The organism is Frankia sp. CcI49 (genome assembly GCF_001983215.1).
GTDB lineage: Bacteria > Actinomycetota > Actinomycetes > Frankiales > Frankiaceae > Parafrankia > Parafrankia irregularis.
Genome location: NZ_MOWP01000029.1, coordinates 98879 through 115937 on the forward strand (window position 1 = coordinate 98879; position 17059 = coordinate 115937).

A 17059-nucleotide genomic window follows, 5' to 3' on the forward strand; every position below is an offset into this window, starting at 1 on the left:
TAGGCAACCTCTGTGAACGAAGCTAGGGAGAAGGCGCGTGGCTGAGATCGTCGCCAACGGCGTTCGTCTGCATGTGCAGCGGTTGGGACCGAAGAGCGGGGCCGGCACGGACTCGCCGGTCGTCGTCATGGTGCACGGCATGGTAGTGGACAACATCTCCAGTTTCTACTTCGCGCTGGGCAACTGCCTGGCCGGCGCGGGGTGCGACGTGATCTGCTACGACCTGCGTGGCCACGGCCGCAGCGAACGGACGCCGACCGGCTACACCATGGCCGACTCGCTGGCGGACCTTTCGGCCCTGCTGGACGAGCTCGATGTGGATCGGCCGGTCCACATCGTCGGCAACAGCTACGGCGCGACGCTGACCCTCGCGTTCGGCCTGGCGAACCCCGACCGGGTCGCGAGCCTGACGCTCGTCGAGCCGCCATTCCTCATCGAGGGGCTCGGCGAGGAGATGGCCCGCTCGCTGACCCAGGTGCTCGCGGCGGTCACCGACGACGAGGTCGAGTACTGGCTCGCCAACACGGCCGGTCGCGCGCTCACCAGGATCGCGCGCTCCGCCCAGGCGTTGCTGAAGGAGACCTCGGTCGCCGAGGACATGCTGGCCACGCCGCCGTTCTCGCGGGAGGCGCTGGCCGCGTTGCCGATGCCCGTCCTGGCGGTCTACGGCGCGAACTCGGAGATCATCGACCAGGCCGAGGGGCTCGCCGAGCTGGTGCCCGACTGCACGCTGGTGGTGCTGGAGCAGACCACCCACATGGTGCTGCGGGAGGCCGCCGACTACATGCGGGACCTGCTGCGGTGGTGGCTGTTCCAGCGCGACGAGCCGATGCCGCGCCACCAGGTGCGGGGTGCCGGCTTCAACACCCCGGCCTGGATCCGGGAGATGATCCCGCCGCCCGATCTCAACGGTGAGCACCGGACGGCCTCGCTGTCAGCCGCGGCAGCCGCACCGGCTGTGTCAGCCTCGCCGGCTGTGTCGGCCGCGCCGACCGCCGCCGCGGGCTTGCCGGCGGACGCCTGAGCGTCTGAGCGCCTGAGCCCTGAGCGGACGCCTGCGGTGGACGCCCGATCTGACCAGGAGCACTGATGGGCCGCATTCTCTTCGTGGTGCCGCCGCTGACCGGCCACGTGAACCCGGCGGTGGGCATCGCTGGCGAACTGGCCGCACGTGGCCAGCAGGTCGCGCTGGTCGGGCATTCGGGTGTCGTCGGACCGCTCGTGCCGCCGGAGGTGTCGCTCATCGCGCTGCCCGGCGAGATCACCGCGGAGCAGCGCGGCGAGCTGGAGGCCCGCTCCCGTTCGCTGCGCGGGCCCGCGTCGCTGAAGTTCCTGTGGGAGGAGTTCATCCTGCCGCTGGGTGACTCGATGGCCCGCGACGTGACCACGATCATCGACCAGTGGCGTCCGGACGTCGTCGTCGTCGATCAGCAGGCCGTCGGTGCGGCGTTGGCCGTGCGCCGCAGCGAGGCCCGCTGGGTGACCCTCGCGACGACGTCGGCCGAGTCCGACGATCCGTATGCCGTGCTCGCGGGCATCGGGAACTGGGTGGCCCAGCAGCTGCACCAGTTCCAGGTCGCGAACGGCGTGCCCGAACCGGAGGCGACCCGCACCGATCTGCGTTTCTCCGAGGAACTGACCCTGATCTGCTCGGTGCCCTCCCTGCTGCGTCCCGGGGGCCACCCGTCGCACCATGTGTTCGTCGGGTGCGCGGCCGGTGTCCGCCGGGAGTCCCCGGACTTCCCCTGGACCTGGCTCGACTCCGACCGCCGCACCGTGCTGGTCTCGCTGGGCACGGTCACCAGGGAAGCCGGCGGGCGGTTCCTGCGCGCGGCGGCCGAAGCACTGCTGGGGATGTCCGACCGGGTGCAGGGCGTCATCGTCGCGCCGGCGGGGTCGCTGGACGACCTGGCCGAGAAGGCACCCGACGACCTGCTGGTCCGGTCGTTCGTGCCGCAGGTGGAACTCATGCCCTCGCTGGACGCGGTTGTCTGCCACGCCGGCAACAACACGGTGTGCGAGGCGCTCTCGCACGGCGTGCCGCTGGTGGTGGCACCCGTCCGGGACGATCAGCCGATCATCGCCGAGCAGGTGGTGCGGGCCGGTGCGGGGCTGCGGGTGCGCTTCGGGCGCTCGACCCCGGCGACGCTGGCGACCGCGGTCGGCGCGGTGCTGGACGAGCCGTCCTACCGGGCCGCGGCCACCCGGCTGCGGGACGAGTTCACCGCCGCGGGCGGGGTCGTGACCGCCGCCCACCAAATTGAGAAGCTGCTGCCCTAGCGTGGCCGGAGCTCGGGTGACGGCTGGAGCTGGTGTCGGGGCTGGAACTGGTGCAACGGCTCAGACCGGTGCGACGGTTGGGCGCGACGTTGCGACGGTTGGGCGTGACGTGGCGGCGGGAGGATCGGTGGCGGCATGAGAACGGTGCTGCTCCTGGTGCCGGTTCTGGTGTGTGTCGGGCTCGTGGCGAACGGCGTCCGGCTGCGTGGCCGGCTGCGCCGGCTGGACACCGCGGTGGCGTCCGGCCGGCCGGTGGACCCGGCCCACGTGTTCCTCGTCGCCGAGGGTGTGCGCCTGTCCGAGGCAGCCTGCCGGGCCGCGAGCAACCATGCCCGCCGTGAGCGGCTGCTGGCGCTCGACCTCATCCCCGGCGATCTGACGGTCGAGCGTGCGCTCGACGTGGCCCGCATGGTCGACACCCGCACCTACCGGGCCGACCGCACGGCCGCGGGCCGGGGCGCCTTCCAGGCGATCCTCGTCCACCGCGTTCTGCTGGACCGGATCGGGATCACGCCCCGGGAGGATTTCGACCCGGTCGAGCTGGTCGACATCACCGCTGCGCTCAAGCGGTACGCCCCGGACGCGACGGACCTCGTGGTCGTGCACGGCCTGCAGGCCGCGCGGGACGACGCGGCCATGCGGGTGCGGGTCCAGCAGCGTGCCTACGCGTGCACCCCGGCCAGCCTGTACATGCCGTTCGCGCCGCACATCGGGACGGCGATCGGATCCCAGGTCAGCCAGAACCTGGCGTATGTGGCGATGCTGCTCTTCTGGTTCCAGCCGTTCTTCGTGTGCGCGGGAAAGGTTCCGCTCGCCCCGCGGGACCTGATCCGCAGCCCGATCGTGCGCATCCTCGGCATCGTGCTGTTCGTCATCCACTCGGTGCGTGCCGGGCGTCGCGCCGCCGAGGCGAAGGCCGCGGGGCTGCCCGCGGACCCGGTGAAGGAGGACCGGCGCCGCCACCGGGAGGAGACGACGGCCTGGTACGTCGCCCGCGCCCGCCGCGTCGGGCGGCTGCGCGAGGCGACCGGCACCGAATGCCCGTGGTGCGGCTCCGGGCATCTGACCGTCCGGCTGCGCTCGGTGGATCTCACCATGGGCAAGCCCGGCAGCTTCCGGCTCGACGCCTGCCGGCGCTGTGGCCACATCTTCCTGAACCCGGCGCTCACCCCGGACGGCCAGGACTACTACGAGCGGGACTGGCGGGACGGTTTCGCCGTCGAGGCCGCCGAGCACTCCCGGATGCGCGAGGCGCCGGCGGACCGTGCCCGCGCCGAGCTGCTGCGACCCCATGTCACCCCGCGGGCCTGGCTGGACGTCGGCGCCGGCTTCGGGCACTTCTGCAACGTCGCGCGGCGGCACTGGCCGATGACCACCTTCGGGGCGCTCGACGTCACCGACGCGATCGACGAGGCGTGCGCGCGCGGCTGGGTGGAGGCCGCCTACCAGGGCGAGCTCGTGCAGGTGGCGGACAGCATCGCCGGGCGCTATGACGTGATCAGCATGTTCGGCTATCTGGAGCGCACCCGGTATCCGTCCGAGGAGCTGGACGGCGCGGTGAAGGCCCTGCCGCCCGGCGGCCATCTGCTGCTCGAGCTGCCGAACCCGTCCTGCCCGGCCGCCCGCTGGCTGGGGCGCTACTGGGCTGGCTGGGACGTGCCGCGCCGGCAGCACTACATCCCGGTCGACAACCTGCTCGCGGCGCTCGAGGACCGCGGGATGCGCCCCATCGTGGTCCAGTTCGGCCCGGCGCAGCGCCCCGGCGACCTCACCCGTGCCCTGCGGCTGCTCATCGCGAACCTCGCCCCGAAGCCCGAGCCGTGGGTGCACGCCAGCCGGGCCGGGATCGGCCGGCGGGTGCTGCGGGCGGTCCTGCTGCTGGCCGCGGTCGTCCCGTTCGGGCTGGCCTGGGGGCTGGACAGGCTGACCCGGCCCGTGCTGGCACGGGGGAGACGCTCCAACACCTACCGGGTGCTCGCCCGCAAGGAAGGCTGACCCGGCCTGGCACCCCAGCGGTTCGCCGCTGTGCCGCTGTGCCGCTGTGCCGTTCTGCGGCTATTCGAGCCGCCGCCGCGGGCTGCGGCAGCCGCCGCCGTTGCTGCCAGGCAAGAGTTGGGCAAGAGTTGAGGATTTTGGTCGTCAGAACGACCAAAATTCCATGATCTTTGAACGGAGGCTCGGATCCGCCTGAAACGCGAACCGGCCGCCGCCCGGACGGGGGCGACGGCCGGCTGGGTAGCCCAAGGGACCGGAAACCTCAGAGATCAGCAGCCGCAGAGATCAGCAGGCTCACGTATCAGGTCGCCTGCTGGTCGGCGAGCGGCAGGTAGATGCGGGAGCCCTGCTCGGCGAACTCCCGGGACTTCTCCGCGAGCCCGGCCTGCACGGCCTCCTCGGTCTCGAGGCCGTGCTCGGCGGCGTACTTGCGGACGTCCTGGGTGATGCGCATCGAGCAGAAGTGCGGGCCGCACATGGAGCAGAAGTGCGCGGCCTTCGCCGGCGCCGCCGGGAGTGTCTCGTCGTGGTACTCCCGAGCGGTCTCCGGGTCCAGCGAGAGGTTGAACTGGTCGTCCCAGCGGAAGTCGAACCGGGCGTCGGAGAGAGCGTCGTCCCAGGCCTGCGCGCCCGGGTGCCCCTTCGCCAGGTCCGCCGCGTGGGCGGCGATCTTGTAGGCGATTACGCCGGCCTTGACGTCCTCACGGTCCGGCAGGCCGAGGTGCTCCTTGGGGGTCACGTAGCAGAGCATCGCCGTGCCGTACCAACCGATCATCGCCGCGCCGATCGCGGAGGTGATGTGGTCGTAGCCGGGCGCGATGTCGGTGGTGAGCGGACCGAGCGTGTAGAAGGGCGCGTCATGACACAGCTCGGCCTGCAGGTCCATGTTTTCTTTGATCTTGTGCATCGGGACGTGGCCCGGGCCCTCGATCATCACCTGGACGTCGTGCTCCCACGCCACCTGGGTCAGCTCGCCCAGCGTGGCCAGCTCCGCGAGCTGCGCGGTGTCGTTCGCGTCGGCGATCGACCCGGGGCGCAGCCCGTCACCGAGGGAGAAGGTGACGTCGTAGGCGCGCAGGATCTCGCAGAGCTCGGCGAAGTTCGTGTAGAGGAAGTTCTCCTGGTGGTGGGCGAGGCACCACGCGGCCAGGATCGAGCCACCCCGCGACACGATGCCGGTCTTGCGCTTCGCGGTCATCGGCACGTACCGCAGCAGCACGCCGGCATGGACCGTCATGTAGTCCACACCCTGCTCGGCCTGCTCGATGACGGTGTCGCGGTAGACCTCCCAGGTGAGCTCCTCGGCCTTGCCGCCGACCTTCTCCAGCGCCTGGTAGATCGGGACGGTACCGATCGGGACGGGCGAGTTGCGGATGATCCACTCGCGGGTGGTGTGGATGTTCCTGCCCGTCGACAGGTCCATCACGGTGTCGGCGCCCCACCTGGTCGCCCACACCATCTTCTCGACCTCCTCCTCGATGGACGAGGCGACGGCCGAGTTGCCGATGTTCGCGTTGATCTTTACCAGGAGGTTGCGGCCGATGGCCATCGGCTCGCTCTCCGGATGGTTCACGTTCGCCGGCAGGACCGCCCGCCCGGCGGCGATCTCGTCCCGCACCAGCTCCGGCGCCAGGCCTTCCCGAAGCGCCACGAACTCCATCTCCGGGGTGATCTCGCCCCGCCGGGCGTAGGCGAGCTGCGTCACCGCCTGGCCGGCGAGTGCCCGCCGCGGCGCGCGTGCGGAACCGATGAACAGGTCGGCCTCGGGTGCGCTCGTCCTGCTGCGCCCGTCGTCGGCGGGCTGGACGGCCCGACCTGTGATCTCCTCGGTGTCTTCGCGGTCGATGATCCAGCTGGACCGCAGTGCCTGCAGGCCCCGCCGCACATCCACCCCGGCGCCCGGGTCGGTGTACGGCCCGGAGGTGTCGTAGAGGACGAGGCTGTCGCCGGTGCTCAGCGCGACCTCGCGCATGGGCACCTGAAGGTCGGGCCGGGAACCGGTCAGATAGGTCTTGCGGCTGCCGGGGAACGGCCGGGCCAGAATTCCGTCCGCCTCGGCGCCGGCCGGGCCGGGGGTGGAGGCCGGAGTGGGGGCGGGAATCGTGGCCGTTGGCTGCTGGGACGCAAGCCCCGGCCCGGAGGAAATCGGTGCATTCTCGGACGAAGTGGACTCAGCTTGCGCGGGCTGGATGGGACGCACCACCTTTGATCACTCCCTACGCCGGAATTACCCGGACAGGTTCAGGCGGTCGGCGGCACCGGCTGTTGCCCGGCCGCCCTCTCAGCCTCCCAGGGTGGAAGCTCCCGCATCTGCCTCGACGCTACGGCAGGCGCCACCCCTTCGCCACCCCCTTGGTCATCTTCGCCAAGTTCGTCACGTACCGGTTCGTGCCATTCGCCGGACGGCTCGGCGTGGTCGGTGCAGGCGTCGGGACCAGCGGCGGGACGGATCGGGGCGAGCTCCCGCAGCGCCGCCCCGACCAGGGCGGCGACCTCCTCCGGGGTCTCCCAGAGATGTTCGGCAGGCACAGTGAGGACCACTTTCGTGGCCGAAAGCACCCGGGCCGGACCGGGTCTGCCGACGCGCACAAGCACCCGCCAGGGCCGATACCAGACGTCGAGCCGGCCGGTGGGAAGGTCGGGGGAGCCGACGGCCACTGTCTGCCCGGTGGGCAGCGAGAAGGCGATCTCGATCTGCCGGTAGAGGCGGGACAGCAGTTTCGGGGTACGGCGGCTCTGATCGTCGAGCGTCTCGCCGATCAGGGTGCGCCGGGTGATCGGCCCGCGGCGCGCCAGCGCCCGCCGCATCGCCTCGACGGTGACGAAACCCTGGCCCAGGGCATCGACGACCACGGTGCGGGCCGCGCCGCGGTCGCCGGACCACTCGGCCAGGTCGACGACGGAACGGGCCGGCACGGTGCGGGGTGGCAGCCGGGCGCGGTGCACGTCCGCCGGGGTGAGCCGGGCCGTGCGGCGGAAGGCCACGCCGGGCACCGGCGCGTTACGGCGCTCGGGTGGAACCAGCACCGTGACGACCTCGTCATCGTGGTCGACCAGACCGTCCAGCTCGGCGGCGGTGGCCCCACCGAGCACCGCTCCCTGGCCGCCCGCGAGCAGGCCAGCCCAGGCTCGCTGGACCAGGGCCGGCCCGACCGCCGTGATCAGCACTCCCGGCGCGGGCTGCCGCCACATGCCGGCGGTGACCCGCGCCCGGATGTCGGCCCGGGTGAGACCGGCGCCGATCGCGTCGCGCTCGCTGATGACACCTGACTGGAGGTCGGCGATCTCCTGCCAGGGGAGTCGGCCGGGACGGGCTGTCATACCCAGACAATGGTCATTGTCGATCCGTTGTGTCCATGGCGGGTTGCCGGCCTGTGGAAAACTACTCCTGGACTGGCTCCAGGCCCCTATTCCGTAAACGCATACAACGATTCGGTCGGGCCAGGTCGGGAGCGGTTCGAGGGCGGGTGTCGCGGGCCCGTATCGTGTGCGACCGACACCTGCGCGAAATTGTGGGTGTGTTGCCGCGCGGCAGTCTGCTTGCACGTGTGATGGTGGTGTCCAGTGCGGGGCGTGGAGGTGGCCGGAGACGCGCGGCTTCGGCCCGGAGGTCGGAGGAATGTCGACACACCGAAGGTCCGGCCGGTCCTTGGGCCGCCGGAGAGGAGACGGGGGCGGCGGTCGCGTGCCCGCGCAGTCGATTGCGATCGGTTTGGCCGCGGTCAGTGCGACACTGGTGGTCGGCGCCGCCGGCGCGATACATGTGGTCGACTCCGGAGCGGATCCGGAGATTTCGGCGGCGGCCGCCCGCAGTGAGGTGCCGTCGGCCAGTCCGGCCCCGGCAGCTTACGGAGCATCCGGCCTCAAGGAAGAGGGCACGATCGGGGACATGGCAGGCGGYGCGATACCAGGTGTGGGCGATCTGATGATGTCGCGGATCCCCTCATCCACCCGGCAGGCCATCGTCGTCACCGGAGCGGACGAATCCGCGACGGTGAACCAGGTCATGCTCTGGCAGCGCACCGACGAGGATTCGCCCTGGGCGCCTGTCGGCGCCCAGATCGCGGGTCGCAACGGTGCCAACGGATGGACGCGCGATCACGTCGAGGGTGATCTGCGCAGTCCCATCGGCGTCTTCAGTCTCACCGCGGCGGGGGGGCGTTACCCGGACCCCGGCACGGCGCTGCCCTATGAGTACCGTCCGTCCTTCTACCAGGCCGGCAGTTATGACGGTGACCCGATGGGCGAGGCCTTCAACTACGTCGTGGCGATCGACTACAACCGGCTGCCGGGCCATCCGCCGTCGGATCCGACCCGCCCGCTTGGCGACTCGGCCGGGGGCGACATCTGGCTGCATGTGGACCACAACACGCCCACGCGGGGCTGCGTCAGCCTCCCGCAGGCCTCGATGGAGACCGTGCTCCACTGGTTGACGCCGAGCAGCCATCCAATGATCATCATGGGTGACCGGACGAGCGTCGAGGCCTCCGCCGACGTGCGGTGAGCGCGCCCTGCCGCCCGCGAGGGCCCCGCACCGTGTCGACAATTCACGCTGATGGGGGCGAAAGGGGCGGCAGGGTCCCTGGTGACCCGCAAGAAGTGAGGATCTCGGTTGCTGCCGCAGCCATAATCCTCACTTCTTGCTCGGCGGCACCGGCACCGGCACCAGCCGCAGCTCGGGCTAGGCCTTCTTCTCGGCGTGGCCGCCGAACTGCTTGCGCATGGCCGAGAGCAGCTTGTCCGCGAACAGCGACTCGCCCCGGGAGCTGAACCGCTCGTACAGCGACGCCGTCAGCACATGCGCCGGGACGCCCTCCTCGACGGCGGCGAGCACCGTCCAGCGGCCCTCGCCGGAGTCCGAGACCCGCCCGCTGAAGGCGGCCAGCTCCGGGTCCTCGACCAGCGCGGTGGCGGTCAGGTCCAGCAGCCAGGAGCTGACCACACTGCCGCGCCGCCACACCTCGGCGACCGCGGGGAGGTCGAAGTCGAACTGGTAGTACTCCGGATGAGCCAGCGGTGTGGTCTCCGCGTCGTGCTGGCCGGCCTGTGACCGGCCGATGCCGGCCTTCTCCAGAATGCCCATGCCTTCGGCGAAGGCCGCCATCATGCCGTACTCGATGCCGTTGTGGATCATCTTGACGAAGTGGCCTGCCCCGTTCGGGCCGCAGTGCAGATAGCCCTTTTCGGCCTGGGTGACCTCGCCTGACTGCCCGGGCGTCCGCGGCGCGGTTTCCACACCCGGCGCGATCGTCTCGAACAGCGGCTCCAGCCGGGAGAAGATCCGCGGCTCTCCGCCGATCATGAGGCAGAAGCCGCGCTCCAGGCCGAACACGCCGCCGGACGTGCCGACGTCCATGTAGTGCACGCCGCGCTCGGCGAGCTTCGCGGCCCGGTCGATGTCGTCCCGGTAGTAGGAGTTGCCGCCGTCGATGATCACGTCATCGGCCTCGAAGTGCTCGGCGAGGTCGAAAACGGTCTGGCCGGTCAGGCCGGCGGGCACCATCACCCACGCCGCCCGCGGGGTGCGCAGCGCCCCCGCGAGGTCCGCGAGTGAGTGCACACCGACGGCGCCCTCGGCGGCGAGCGCCTTCACCGCTTCCGGATTCACGTCGTAGACCACACATTCGTGCCCGTCGCGCATAAGCCGGCGAACGAGGTTCGCGCCCATCCGGCCGAGTCCGATCATTGCGAGCTGCATGTGAACTCCCGGTGGTCCTGCACGGACCGGTCGAAGGTGAGGTCCTCACCCACCATCCTGCCGTTGACCTCGAGGCACGACAGCGCGGCCTCGGTCACTGTTGGTGCATCGTGCGCCGCGTGCCGGGCCGGCGGGGCACCGGAGGGTGAGAGGGTGGGTCGCAACGGTCGCGTGCGACGGGCCGAAGGCGCCGCGGTGCTCGCAGGCCATGCCGGCTGCACGTCATGCCGGCTGCACGTCATGCCGGCGGTACAGCATGCCGGTCGCACACCATGCCGATCGCGCGCGACGAGGAGGGCGGACCGATGAGCAGAGGCGACGTGCCCGGGCCGGGAGATCCCGCCGGTGCCCCGGGCCAGCCCGACGTCGTGGTGATCGGGGGCGGTCCGGCGGGTGAGGTCGTCGCAGGGCGGTGCGCCGAGGCTGGGCTGTCGGTGGTGGTCGTCGAGCGGGAGCGGGTCGGCGGCGAGTGCTCGTACTGGGGGTGCATACCCAGCAAGACGCTCATCCGTCCGGGCGAGGTCCTCGCCGCGGCCCAGGCCGCGCCCGGTGCGGCTGGCGCAGCCGGTGTGGGTGGCGTACCCGGCCGGGTTGACGCGGCTGCGGCGTTCGCCCGCCGGGACGAGATGGTCGGGGGCTACTCCGACGAGGGCCAGCTGCCGTGGCTGCGTGACCGGGGCGTGGCGGTCGTGCGGGGGGTCGGCCGGCTGGCCGGTGAGCGCACCGTGGTGGTCCGCGCGGCCGACGGCGCCGAACGGACGCTGCGCCCCGACCGCGCGGTCGTGCTGGCGACGGGGACGAGGGCGACGATGCCGCCGATCCCGGGCCTGGCCGAGGCCGAGCCGTGGGACAACCGCACGGCGACCGGTGCGCGGGCGGTGCCCCGCCGGCTGGCCGTGCTCGGCGGTGGAGCGGTCGGCTCCGAGCTGGCACAGGCGTTCCGCCGGCTCGGCAGCGAGGAGGTGACCGTCATCGAGGGCGGCCCGCGGCTGCTGGCGCACGAGGAGCCGTTCGCGGGCGACGAGGTGCGCGCGGCCTTCGAGGCGGAGGGCATCATCGTGCACACCGGCCGCCGGGTGGTCACGGTCCGGCGGGACCGGCCCACGCAGGGGTCCGCCCGCGGGCCGGTCGTGGTGGGGCTGGACGAGGCCGGCGACCCCCGCCAGATCGTGGCGGACGAGCTGCTGGTCGCCGTCGGCCGTACGCCGGCCACGGCCGACCTCGGTCTCGAGGCGGTGGGCCTGTCCACCGCGCAGCACGGTTTCGTCGAGGTCGACGAGCAGCTGCGGGTCCGGGGTGTCGCGGGGGGCTGGCTCTACGCCACGGGTGACGTGAACGGCCGTGCGCTGCTCACCCACATGGGCAAGTACCAGGCACGGGTCGCGGCCGACGTCATCAGCGGCCGGGCCGATCCGGCGGGCCGGCCCGCCGCGGACCGGTGCGATCTCGCGGTGATCCCCCGGGTGACCTTCACCGACCCGCAGGTCAGCGCGGTCGGGCTGACCGAGCAGGCCGCGCGTGCCGCCGGCCTCGACGTGCGGGCGGTTGCCGTCCCGACCGGGTCGGTGGCTGGTTCGTCCGTGCGGGGAACGGACGCCGTCGGCACCTGCCAGCTCGTGGTGGATGTCGCCCGGCGGGTGCTGGTCGGCGCCACGTTCGTCGGCCATGACACGCAGGAGCTCGTGCACGGCGCGACCATCGCCATCGTCGGGGCCGTCACGCTGGAGGACCTGTGGCACGCGGTGCCGTCCTTCCCGACGGTGAGCGAGGTCTGGCTCCGCCTCCTGGAGGCCTACGGCCTCTGACCGGCCGGTGGCGCCGCAGCCACCGCGGTCGCCCACGCCGGAAATCAGGTGAACACCGAGACCCCGCCCGGACCGACGAGGAGACCGACCACGATAAGCGCGATTCCATAAAGGATCGTGCCCCGGAGCAGGGAGACGATGCCTCCGACGACGAGGACCACGGCGATCAGCCAAAGGATGAATTCCATGGTCGTCTTCTTCCAAAACAAAGGGCGACAAAACGCCGGGTCCTTGTCGAATCGGTCTCAGACCGGACCCGGTGCCGGACCGGGAACGGGCCAGCGCCGCGGTGAGCGTCCGGTCAGGCGGGAGCGGCGGCGCCGCGGCCCTCCCGCAGGTCGCGGCGGACGATCGGGCGTGGCTCCGGGGCGTCCAGCCGGGCGGCGTCGGCGGCCTCGTCGTCGGGCTGGCGCTGGGACGCGAGCTCGGCGGCGACCCGCGACTGGTAGAGCTCGATCTCCCGCGTCGTCGTCTCGGTGTTCCAGCCGAGCACCGGCGCGATGAGCTCCGCCACGAACGGAGCGGCTTCCAGCCCGCGGTCGGCGGTCTCGATCGAGATGCGGGTCCGCCGGGTCAGGACGTCCTCCAGGTGCAGCGCGCCCTCGTGCGACGCGGCGTAGGCGGCCTCCGCGGCGAGGTAGGACGGCGCCCCGGGCAGCGGCTGCCCGAGCTCGGTCCGGGCCGCGACCAGTTCCAGCACCTCCTCGACGAGGGTGCCGTACCGGTGCAGCAGATGCTCCACCCGGGCGACGTGCAGCCCGACCGTGCGGGCGAGCCGTTCCCGGGCGTTCCACAGCGCCGGGTAGCCGTTCGCGCCGAGTAGCGGGATCCGTTCCGTGCACGACGGTGCGACGGTGTGGTTCAGGCCCGCGACCGCCGCGTCGACGGCATCCGCGGCCATCACCCGGTAGGTCGTGTACTTTCCGCCGGCGACCATCGTCAGGCCCGGAACCGGGCTGACCACGGCGTGCTCCCGCGACAGCTGGGCGGTCTCGTCGGACTCGCCGGCGAGCAGCGGCCGTAGACCCGCGTAGACGCCGATGATGTCGTCGGTCGTCAGCGGCGTGCGCAGCACCCGGTTCACGGTGTCCAGCAGGTAGGTGATGTCCGTGCTGGTGGCCGAGGGATGGGCGAGGTCGAGGTTCCAGTCGGTGTCGGTGGTGCCGATGATCCAGTGGCTGCCCCACGGGATCACGAAGAGCACACTCTTCTCGGTGCGCAGGATGAGCCCGGTGGAGCCGTGGACGCGGTCGCGCGGCACCACGATGTGCACACCCTTGGAAGCCCGGACCGACAGCCGCCCACGGCCGCCGACCATCGCCTGGATGTCGTCCGTCCACACGCCGGTCGCGTTGATCGTCGTGGCGGCGCGCACCTCGAGGTCGACACCGTTCTCCAGGTCCCGCACCCGGACGCCGGCCACCCGGTCGCCCTCCCGGACCAGCCCGGTGACCTGGGCGCTGGTGGCGACCAGTGCGCCGTACCGGGCCGCCGTGCGGGCGACGAACATCGTGTGCCGGGCGTCGTCGACCTGGCCGTCCCAGTACTGGATGGCGCCGACCAGCGCGTCCGGCCGCAGCGAGGGGAACTCGCGCAGGGCGGCCTTGCGGGTCAGGTGCCGGTGCAGGGGAACGCCACCGCTGCGGGGGGCACCGGCGTCCCCGCCCGTTCGGGGGGCGAGGGGGGCGATGCGGCCCAGCCCCTGCCCCAGGGTGTCGTAGAGCAGGACACCGCTGCCGATGTAGGCACGTTCCCACCCGTGGTGGGTCAGCGGGAGCAGGAAGGGAATCGCCCGGACGAGGTGCGGCGCCAGGGTCTCCAGCAGCAGCGAGCGTTCCCGCAGCGCCTCGCGGACGAGCGCGCCGTTGAGCTGCTCCAGGTAGCGCAGCCCGCCGTGGATCAGCTTGCTGGACCGGCTGGACGTCCCGGCGGCGAGGTCCCTGGCCTCCAGCAGCGCGACTGACAGGCCGCGGGAGGCGGCGTCGAGCGCCACCCCGGCCCCGGTGACACCGCCACCGATCACGACGACGTCCAGCGGCTCGGCGCGCATCCGCCGCAGCGCTGCTGCCCGGTTCGCCGGGTCGAGGCGTGCGGTACCGGTCATCGTTTGTTGATCCCCCTTCGACCGTGCCTCAGGTGCCCTGGTCTGTGCTTCCTGGTGCCCTGGTTCCTGGTGTGTCCGCGGGTGTCCGGTCGGTGCGTGTCCTGCTGCCGCGTTCTCTGCTGGCGCGTGCTCTGCCGGTGCGTGCCCGGCCGGCGGGTCGGCGATGCTCACGTGCGGGAACGCGGACCGGGCGGCGGCGGGCGGGCACCCACCCATCGTGCCGGCAGTTGGTGCACACCGCTCACGCTGCGGTGAACATCAGGTGGAGATCGGGTACCTGCCCGGTTGCCGCCTGTCACGTCAGGTTGTCCGCCTCCATGATGCCCAGCGGGCCCCTGCCCGAGAGTTCCGATAAGTGATGAATATGTGAAATGTGGCCCGCCCTACAGGGCCTGCGGGGCTCACAGGACCTGCCCGGCGTGCATCCGTCCGTGCCGGGGCGCGGTGAAGCCCGTGCATCCGCGGGCCCGCCGTCCGGTCACGGCTTCGCGACCACCGGATTGGTCGTATCGCGCGGATGATCTCGCGGACGGCACRCAGGGGCCCCCGATGGGGGATGCTTGGGCGCGAATCGTTACCGATCTAGTCGTGCGCCGTCGGGGTACACCCTCTCGGGACGGCCCGATCCGAAAGGAGGCGGCGGCATGGACCTGACCTTCAGTGCCAAGGAGGAGGAGTTCCGCGCGGATCTCCGTGGCTGGCTCGCGGACAACATCCCCGCCGCGTGGAGCCGTCCCGGCTTCTGGGCGGGCGTGCCCGAGGACGAGGGCTTCGAGATGCGCCGTGACTGGGAGCAGCGCAAGTTCGACGCCGGGTTCGCCGGCATCGACTGGCCGACCGAGTACGGCGGCCGCGGCGGAACCCCCGGCATGAAGGCGATCTACGACGAGGAGACGGCGAGCGCCCGGGCACCGTCGACCGTCAACGCGCTCGGCCTCGCGTTCCTCGCGCCGACCATCATGGCGATCGGGACCGACGAGCAGAAGCGCGAGATCATCCGGCCGCTGCTGCGCAGCGAGGTCATCTGGTGCCAGGGCTTCTCCGAGCCGGACGCCGGCTCCGACCTGGCCTCGCTGCGCACGGCCGGGGTGGCCGACGGCCCCGAGATCATCGTCAACGGCCAGAAGGTCTGGACGACGAACGCGAGCCACGGCGACCGGATCTTCACCCTGGTGCGCACGGAGGCCGGAAGCCAGCGTCACCGCGGCCTGTCGATGCTGCTCATCGACATGCACCAGGAGGGCGTCGAGGTCAGGCCGCTGCGTCAGATGAGCGGAGCGACCGAGTTCGGCGAGGTGTTCTTCACCAACGCCCGAGTGCCCGCCACCGAGTGCCTGGGCGGCCTCGGCAACGGGTGGGCCACCGCGATGCTGCTGCTCTCCTTCGAACGGGGCGCGTCCGGGATTCTGCAGTACACGTCCTTCCGGCGTTCCTACGACGAGATCGTGCGGGCCGCCCGGGCGCTCGGGCGGGACTCCGACCCGGTGCTGCGCCAGGAGCTCGGCCGGCGGATGGTCGAGCTGGAGTGCCTGCGCTACCACGCCATGGACGTCCTGACGAAGGTGGAGCAGGGCGTCGATCTCGGCTCCGAGTCGTCGATGACGAAGCTGCAGTGGTCCGAGACGTACCAGGACCTGTTCGAGACCTTCGACGACCTGCTCGGTTCGGATGTGGCCATCGACGCGCCGCTGGCGGACCTCGACGTGACCGCACTGCAGGCCGAGGGGTTCTGGAGCAGGTCCGTGACGATCTGGGGCGGTTCGTCCCAGGTGCAGCGCAACATCGTCGCCGAGCGGGTGCTCGGCCTGCCCCGTTGAGCCCGTTCCGGAAGGATCACTGAAGTGTTCTTCGCGCTTACTGACGAGCAACGAGCGCTGGGCGACACCGTCCGGGACTTCCTGGCGGACCGCTTCGGCCTGACCGCCGTCCGGGCGGTCTTCGAGGACGCCGCCGGTGACGGGCACCCGCCGGAGCTGTGGAAGGCGGTCGGGGAGCAGGGATGGCTCGCCGTCTGCGTTCCCGAGAGCTTCGACGGGCTCGGGCTCGGCATCCTCGACGCCCAGGTGGTGGCCAGGGCGCTCGGCGCCGGTGTCGCGCCCGGCCCGTGGCTGCCGACGGTGCTGGCGGCGGAGGCCGTCCGGCTGGCCGGTTCGGACGGGCAACGCGCCGAGCTGCTGCCGCGCCTCGCCTCCGGCGAGCTGGTGGCGACGGTCGCCCTGCGCGGGCCGGGCCGGGGCTATGACGCCGCCGGTGTCGCGGTGACGGCCAGCGTCCCGGCAGAGGAGTCCGCGCCGTCCGCCGGCACCGGTGCCGAGGCCGGTGCCGAGGCCGGCCTGCTCACCGGCACCGCGTCGCCGGTCGAGTACCTGGCGGTGGCGGGCCTGGTCGTCGTCGCCGCGACCGAGCCGGGGCGGGTGGCGGCCACCTCCGCCACATCCGGCACCGGCACCGGCGCTGGCGTCGGGTCTGCTGTCGGCCTCTACCTGGTTGACCCGGGAGCACCGGGGGTGACCGTCACGCCGTTGACCAGCTACGACGGGACCACGCGGCTCGCCACCCTGGCCCTGGACGGGGTGCGGGCGCGCCGGCTGCCCGGGTCGTCGACCGTGGTTCTCGACGATCTCCTGCGCCGCGGCGCGGTGCTCACCGCGGCCGACCTCGCCGGGATCGCCCGTGAGGCGCTCACCAGGACCGTGCGCTACGACCAGGAACGGATCCAGTTCGGGCGGGCCGTCGGCTCGTTCCAGGCGCTGAAGCACCAGCTCGCGGATCTGCACGTCGCCGTGACGATGGCCGAGCACGCGGTGATGTACGCCGCGTACGCGATCGACGCGGAGCTGCCCGACCTGCTGCTGGCGGTCGCCGTGGCGAAGGCGAAGGCGAGCCAGGCGGCGCGTGACGCCACCAGCACGATGATCCAGTTCCATGGCGGCATCGGCTACACCTGGGAGCACGACGCGCACTTCTTCTACAAGCGGGCGCGCCGGCTGTACGGGGCGTTCGGCGACCCGACGGCGCACCTTGAGCGCGTCGCGGCGCTGACCGTCGACACGGTGGTCTGACCACGCTGGCCTGAGCACGGCCTGCCGACCGCCGACCACGGCCCGCCAACCGTCGACCGCCGACCACGGACCGGTGGCCGCGCCTGACTGCCCGGCCAGGTGACCTGCCGGGCGG

The 17059-nt window shown here is 71.9% G+C and carries 12 protein-coding genes and 1 riboswitch; of the genes, 8 read left to right on the forward strand and 4 right to left on the reverse strand.

The genetic code is table 11. From position 1 onward, the window contains the following. Positions 1–37 precede the first annotated feature (37 nt). The 3 genes from CcI49_RS26555 (at position 38) to CcI49_RS26565 (ending at position 4275) form a co-directional block, all read left to right on the forward strand. On the forward strand, positions 38–1024 hold the full coding sequence (locus CcI49_RS26555) for an alpha/beta fold hydrolase (protein WP_054564535.1): 987 nt from the start codon (positions 38–40) through the stop codon (positions 1022–1024). Positions 1025–1089: 65 nt separating this feature from the next. Beyond that, complete coding sequence (locus CcI49_RS26560; protein WP_076830382.1) at positions 1090–2280, forward strand: nucleotide disphospho-sugar-binding domain-containing protein; 1191 nt, start codon at positions 1090–1092, stop codon at positions 2278–2280. 135 nt (positions 2281–2415) lie between these two features. Then, the gene (locus tag CcI49_RS26565) at positions 2416–4275 is read left to right on the forward strand and encodes a class I SAM-dependent methyltransferase (RefSeq protein WP_198955633.1); all 1860 of its coding nucleotides are present in this window, start codon (positions 2416–2418) and stop codon (positions 4273–4275) included. Between the two features lie 301 nt (positions 4276–4576). Here the strand turns inward: CcI49_RS26565 and thiC are convergent, their stop codons facing one another. After that, a complete protein-coding gene (thiC, locus tag CcI49_RS26570) occupies positions 4577–6247 on the reverse strand; it encodes a phosphomethylpyrimidine synthase ThiC (protein ID WP_235497735.1) in 1671 nt (556 codons plus the stop codon). A gap of 224 nt (positions 6248–6471) precedes the next feature. Beyond that, positions 6472–6593, reverse strand: a riboswitch (TPP riboswitch). A gap of 70 nt (positions 6594–6663) precedes the next feature. On the opposite strand from thiC, the gene CcI49_RS42220 reads away from it, so the two are divergent. Together CcI49_RS42220 and CcI49_RS26580 are read left to right on the forward strand one after the other, a co-directional pair. After that, positions 6664–7545: a hypothetical protein gene (locus tag CcI49_RS42220; protein ID WP_158230815.1), complete on the forward strand. Its 882-nt coding sequence runs from the start codon at positions 6664–6666 to the stop codon at positions 7543–7545. A 619-nt stretch (positions 7546–8164) separates the two neighbouring features. Further along, positions 8165–8779, forward strand: coding sequence for a L,D-transpeptidase family protein (locus CcI49_RS26580; RefSeq protein WP_347280141.1), 615 nt, complete (start codon positions 8165–8167; stop codon positions 8777–8779). A gap of 177 nt (positions 8780–8956) precedes the next feature. On the opposite strand, the gene gnd is transcribed toward CcI49_RS26580, so the two are convergent. After that, positions 8957–9973, reverse strand: coding sequence for a phosphogluconate dehydrogenase (NAD(+)-dependent, decarboxylating) (gene gnd, locus CcI49_RS26585; RefSeq protein WP_076830385.1), 1017 nt, complete (start codon positions 9971–9973; stop codon positions 8957–8959). A gap of 305 nt (positions 9974–10278) precedes the next feature. On the opposite strand from gnd, the gene CcI49_RS26590 reads away from it, so the two are divergent. Then, positions 10279–11778 carry an NAD(P)/FAD-dependent oxidoreductase gene (locus CcI49_RS26590; RefSeq protein ID WP_076830625.1) on the forward strand — a complete coding sequence of 500 codons (1500 nt, stop codon included), beginning with the start codon at positions 10279–10281 and terminating at the stop codon, positions 11776–11778. Positions 11779–11822: 44 nt separating this feature from the next. Here the strand turns inward: CcI49_RS26590 and CcI49_RS42690 are convergent, their stop codons facing one another. Both CcI49_RS42690 and CcI49_RS26595 read right to left on the reverse strand, forming a co-directional pair. Further along, the gene (locus CcI49_RS42690; RefSeq protein ID WP_198955634.1) at positions 11823–11966 is read right to left on the reverse strand and encodes a GPGG-motif small membrane protein; all 144 of its coding nucleotides are present in this window, start codon (positions 11964–11966) and stop codon (positions 11823–11825) included. A gap of 113 nt (positions 11967–12079) precedes the next feature. Next, positions 12080–13882, reverse strand: a complete 1803-nt coding sequence (locus tag CcI49_RS26595; RefSeq protein WP_076830389.1) for a glycerol-3-phosphate dehydrogenase/oxidase — start codon at positions 13880–13882, stop codon at positions 12080–12082. A gap of 644 nt (positions 13883–14526) precedes the next feature. Between CcI49_RS26595 and CcI49_RS26600 the strand changes: the two genes are divergently transcribed. Then, complete coding sequence (locus CcI49_RS26600; protein ID WP_054564530.1) at positions 14527–15699, forward strand: acyl-CoA dehydrogenase family protein; 1173 nt, start codon at positions 14527–14529, stop codon at positions 15697–15699. Positions 15700–15723: 24 nt separating this feature from the next. After that, the gene (locus CcI49_RS26605) at positions 15724–16944 is read left to right on the forward strand and encodes an acyl-CoA dehydrogenase family protein (protein ID WP_076830392.1); all 1221 of its coding nucleotides are present in this window, start codon (positions 15724–15726) and stop codon (positions 16942–16944) included. The last annotated feature ends 115 nt before the right edge of the window (positions 16945–17059 follow it).

Bases quoted from the DNA above. Each gene is read 5' to 3' on its own strand.
- CcI49_RS26595 (WP_076830389.1), bottom strand. From the start codon at position 13,882: ATGACCGGTACCGCACGCCTCGACCCGGCGAACCGGGCAGCAGCGCTG.
- CcI49_RS26565 (WP_198955633.1), top strand. From the start codon at position 2,416: ATGAGAACGGTGCTGCTCCTGGTGCCGGTTCTGGTGTGTGTCGGGCTC.
- CcI49_RS42690 (WP_198955634.1), bottom strand. From the start codon at position 11,966: ATGGAATTCATCCTTTGGCTGATCGCCGTGGTCCTCGTCGTCGGAGGC.
- CcI49_RS26590 (WP_076830625.1), top strand. From the start codon at position 10,279: ATGAGCAGAGGCGACGTGCCCGGGCCGGGAGATCCCGCCGGTGCCCCG.
- CcI49_RS26600 (WP_054564530.1), top strand. From the start codon at position 14,527: ATGGACCTGACCTTCAGTGCCAAGGAGGAGGAGTTCCGCGCGGATCTC.
- thiC (WP_235497735.1), bottom strand. From the start codon at position 6,247: ATGCGCGAGGTCGCGCTGAGCACCGGCGACAGCCTCGTCCTCTACGAC.
- gnd (WP_076830385.1), bottom strand. From the start codon at position 9,973: ATGCAGCTCGCAATGATCGGACTCGGCCGGATGGGCGCGAACCTCGTT.
- CcI49_RS26560 (WP_076830382.1), top strand. From the start codon at position 1,090: ATGGGCCGCATTCTCTTCGTGGTGCCGCCGCTGACCGGCCACGTGAAC.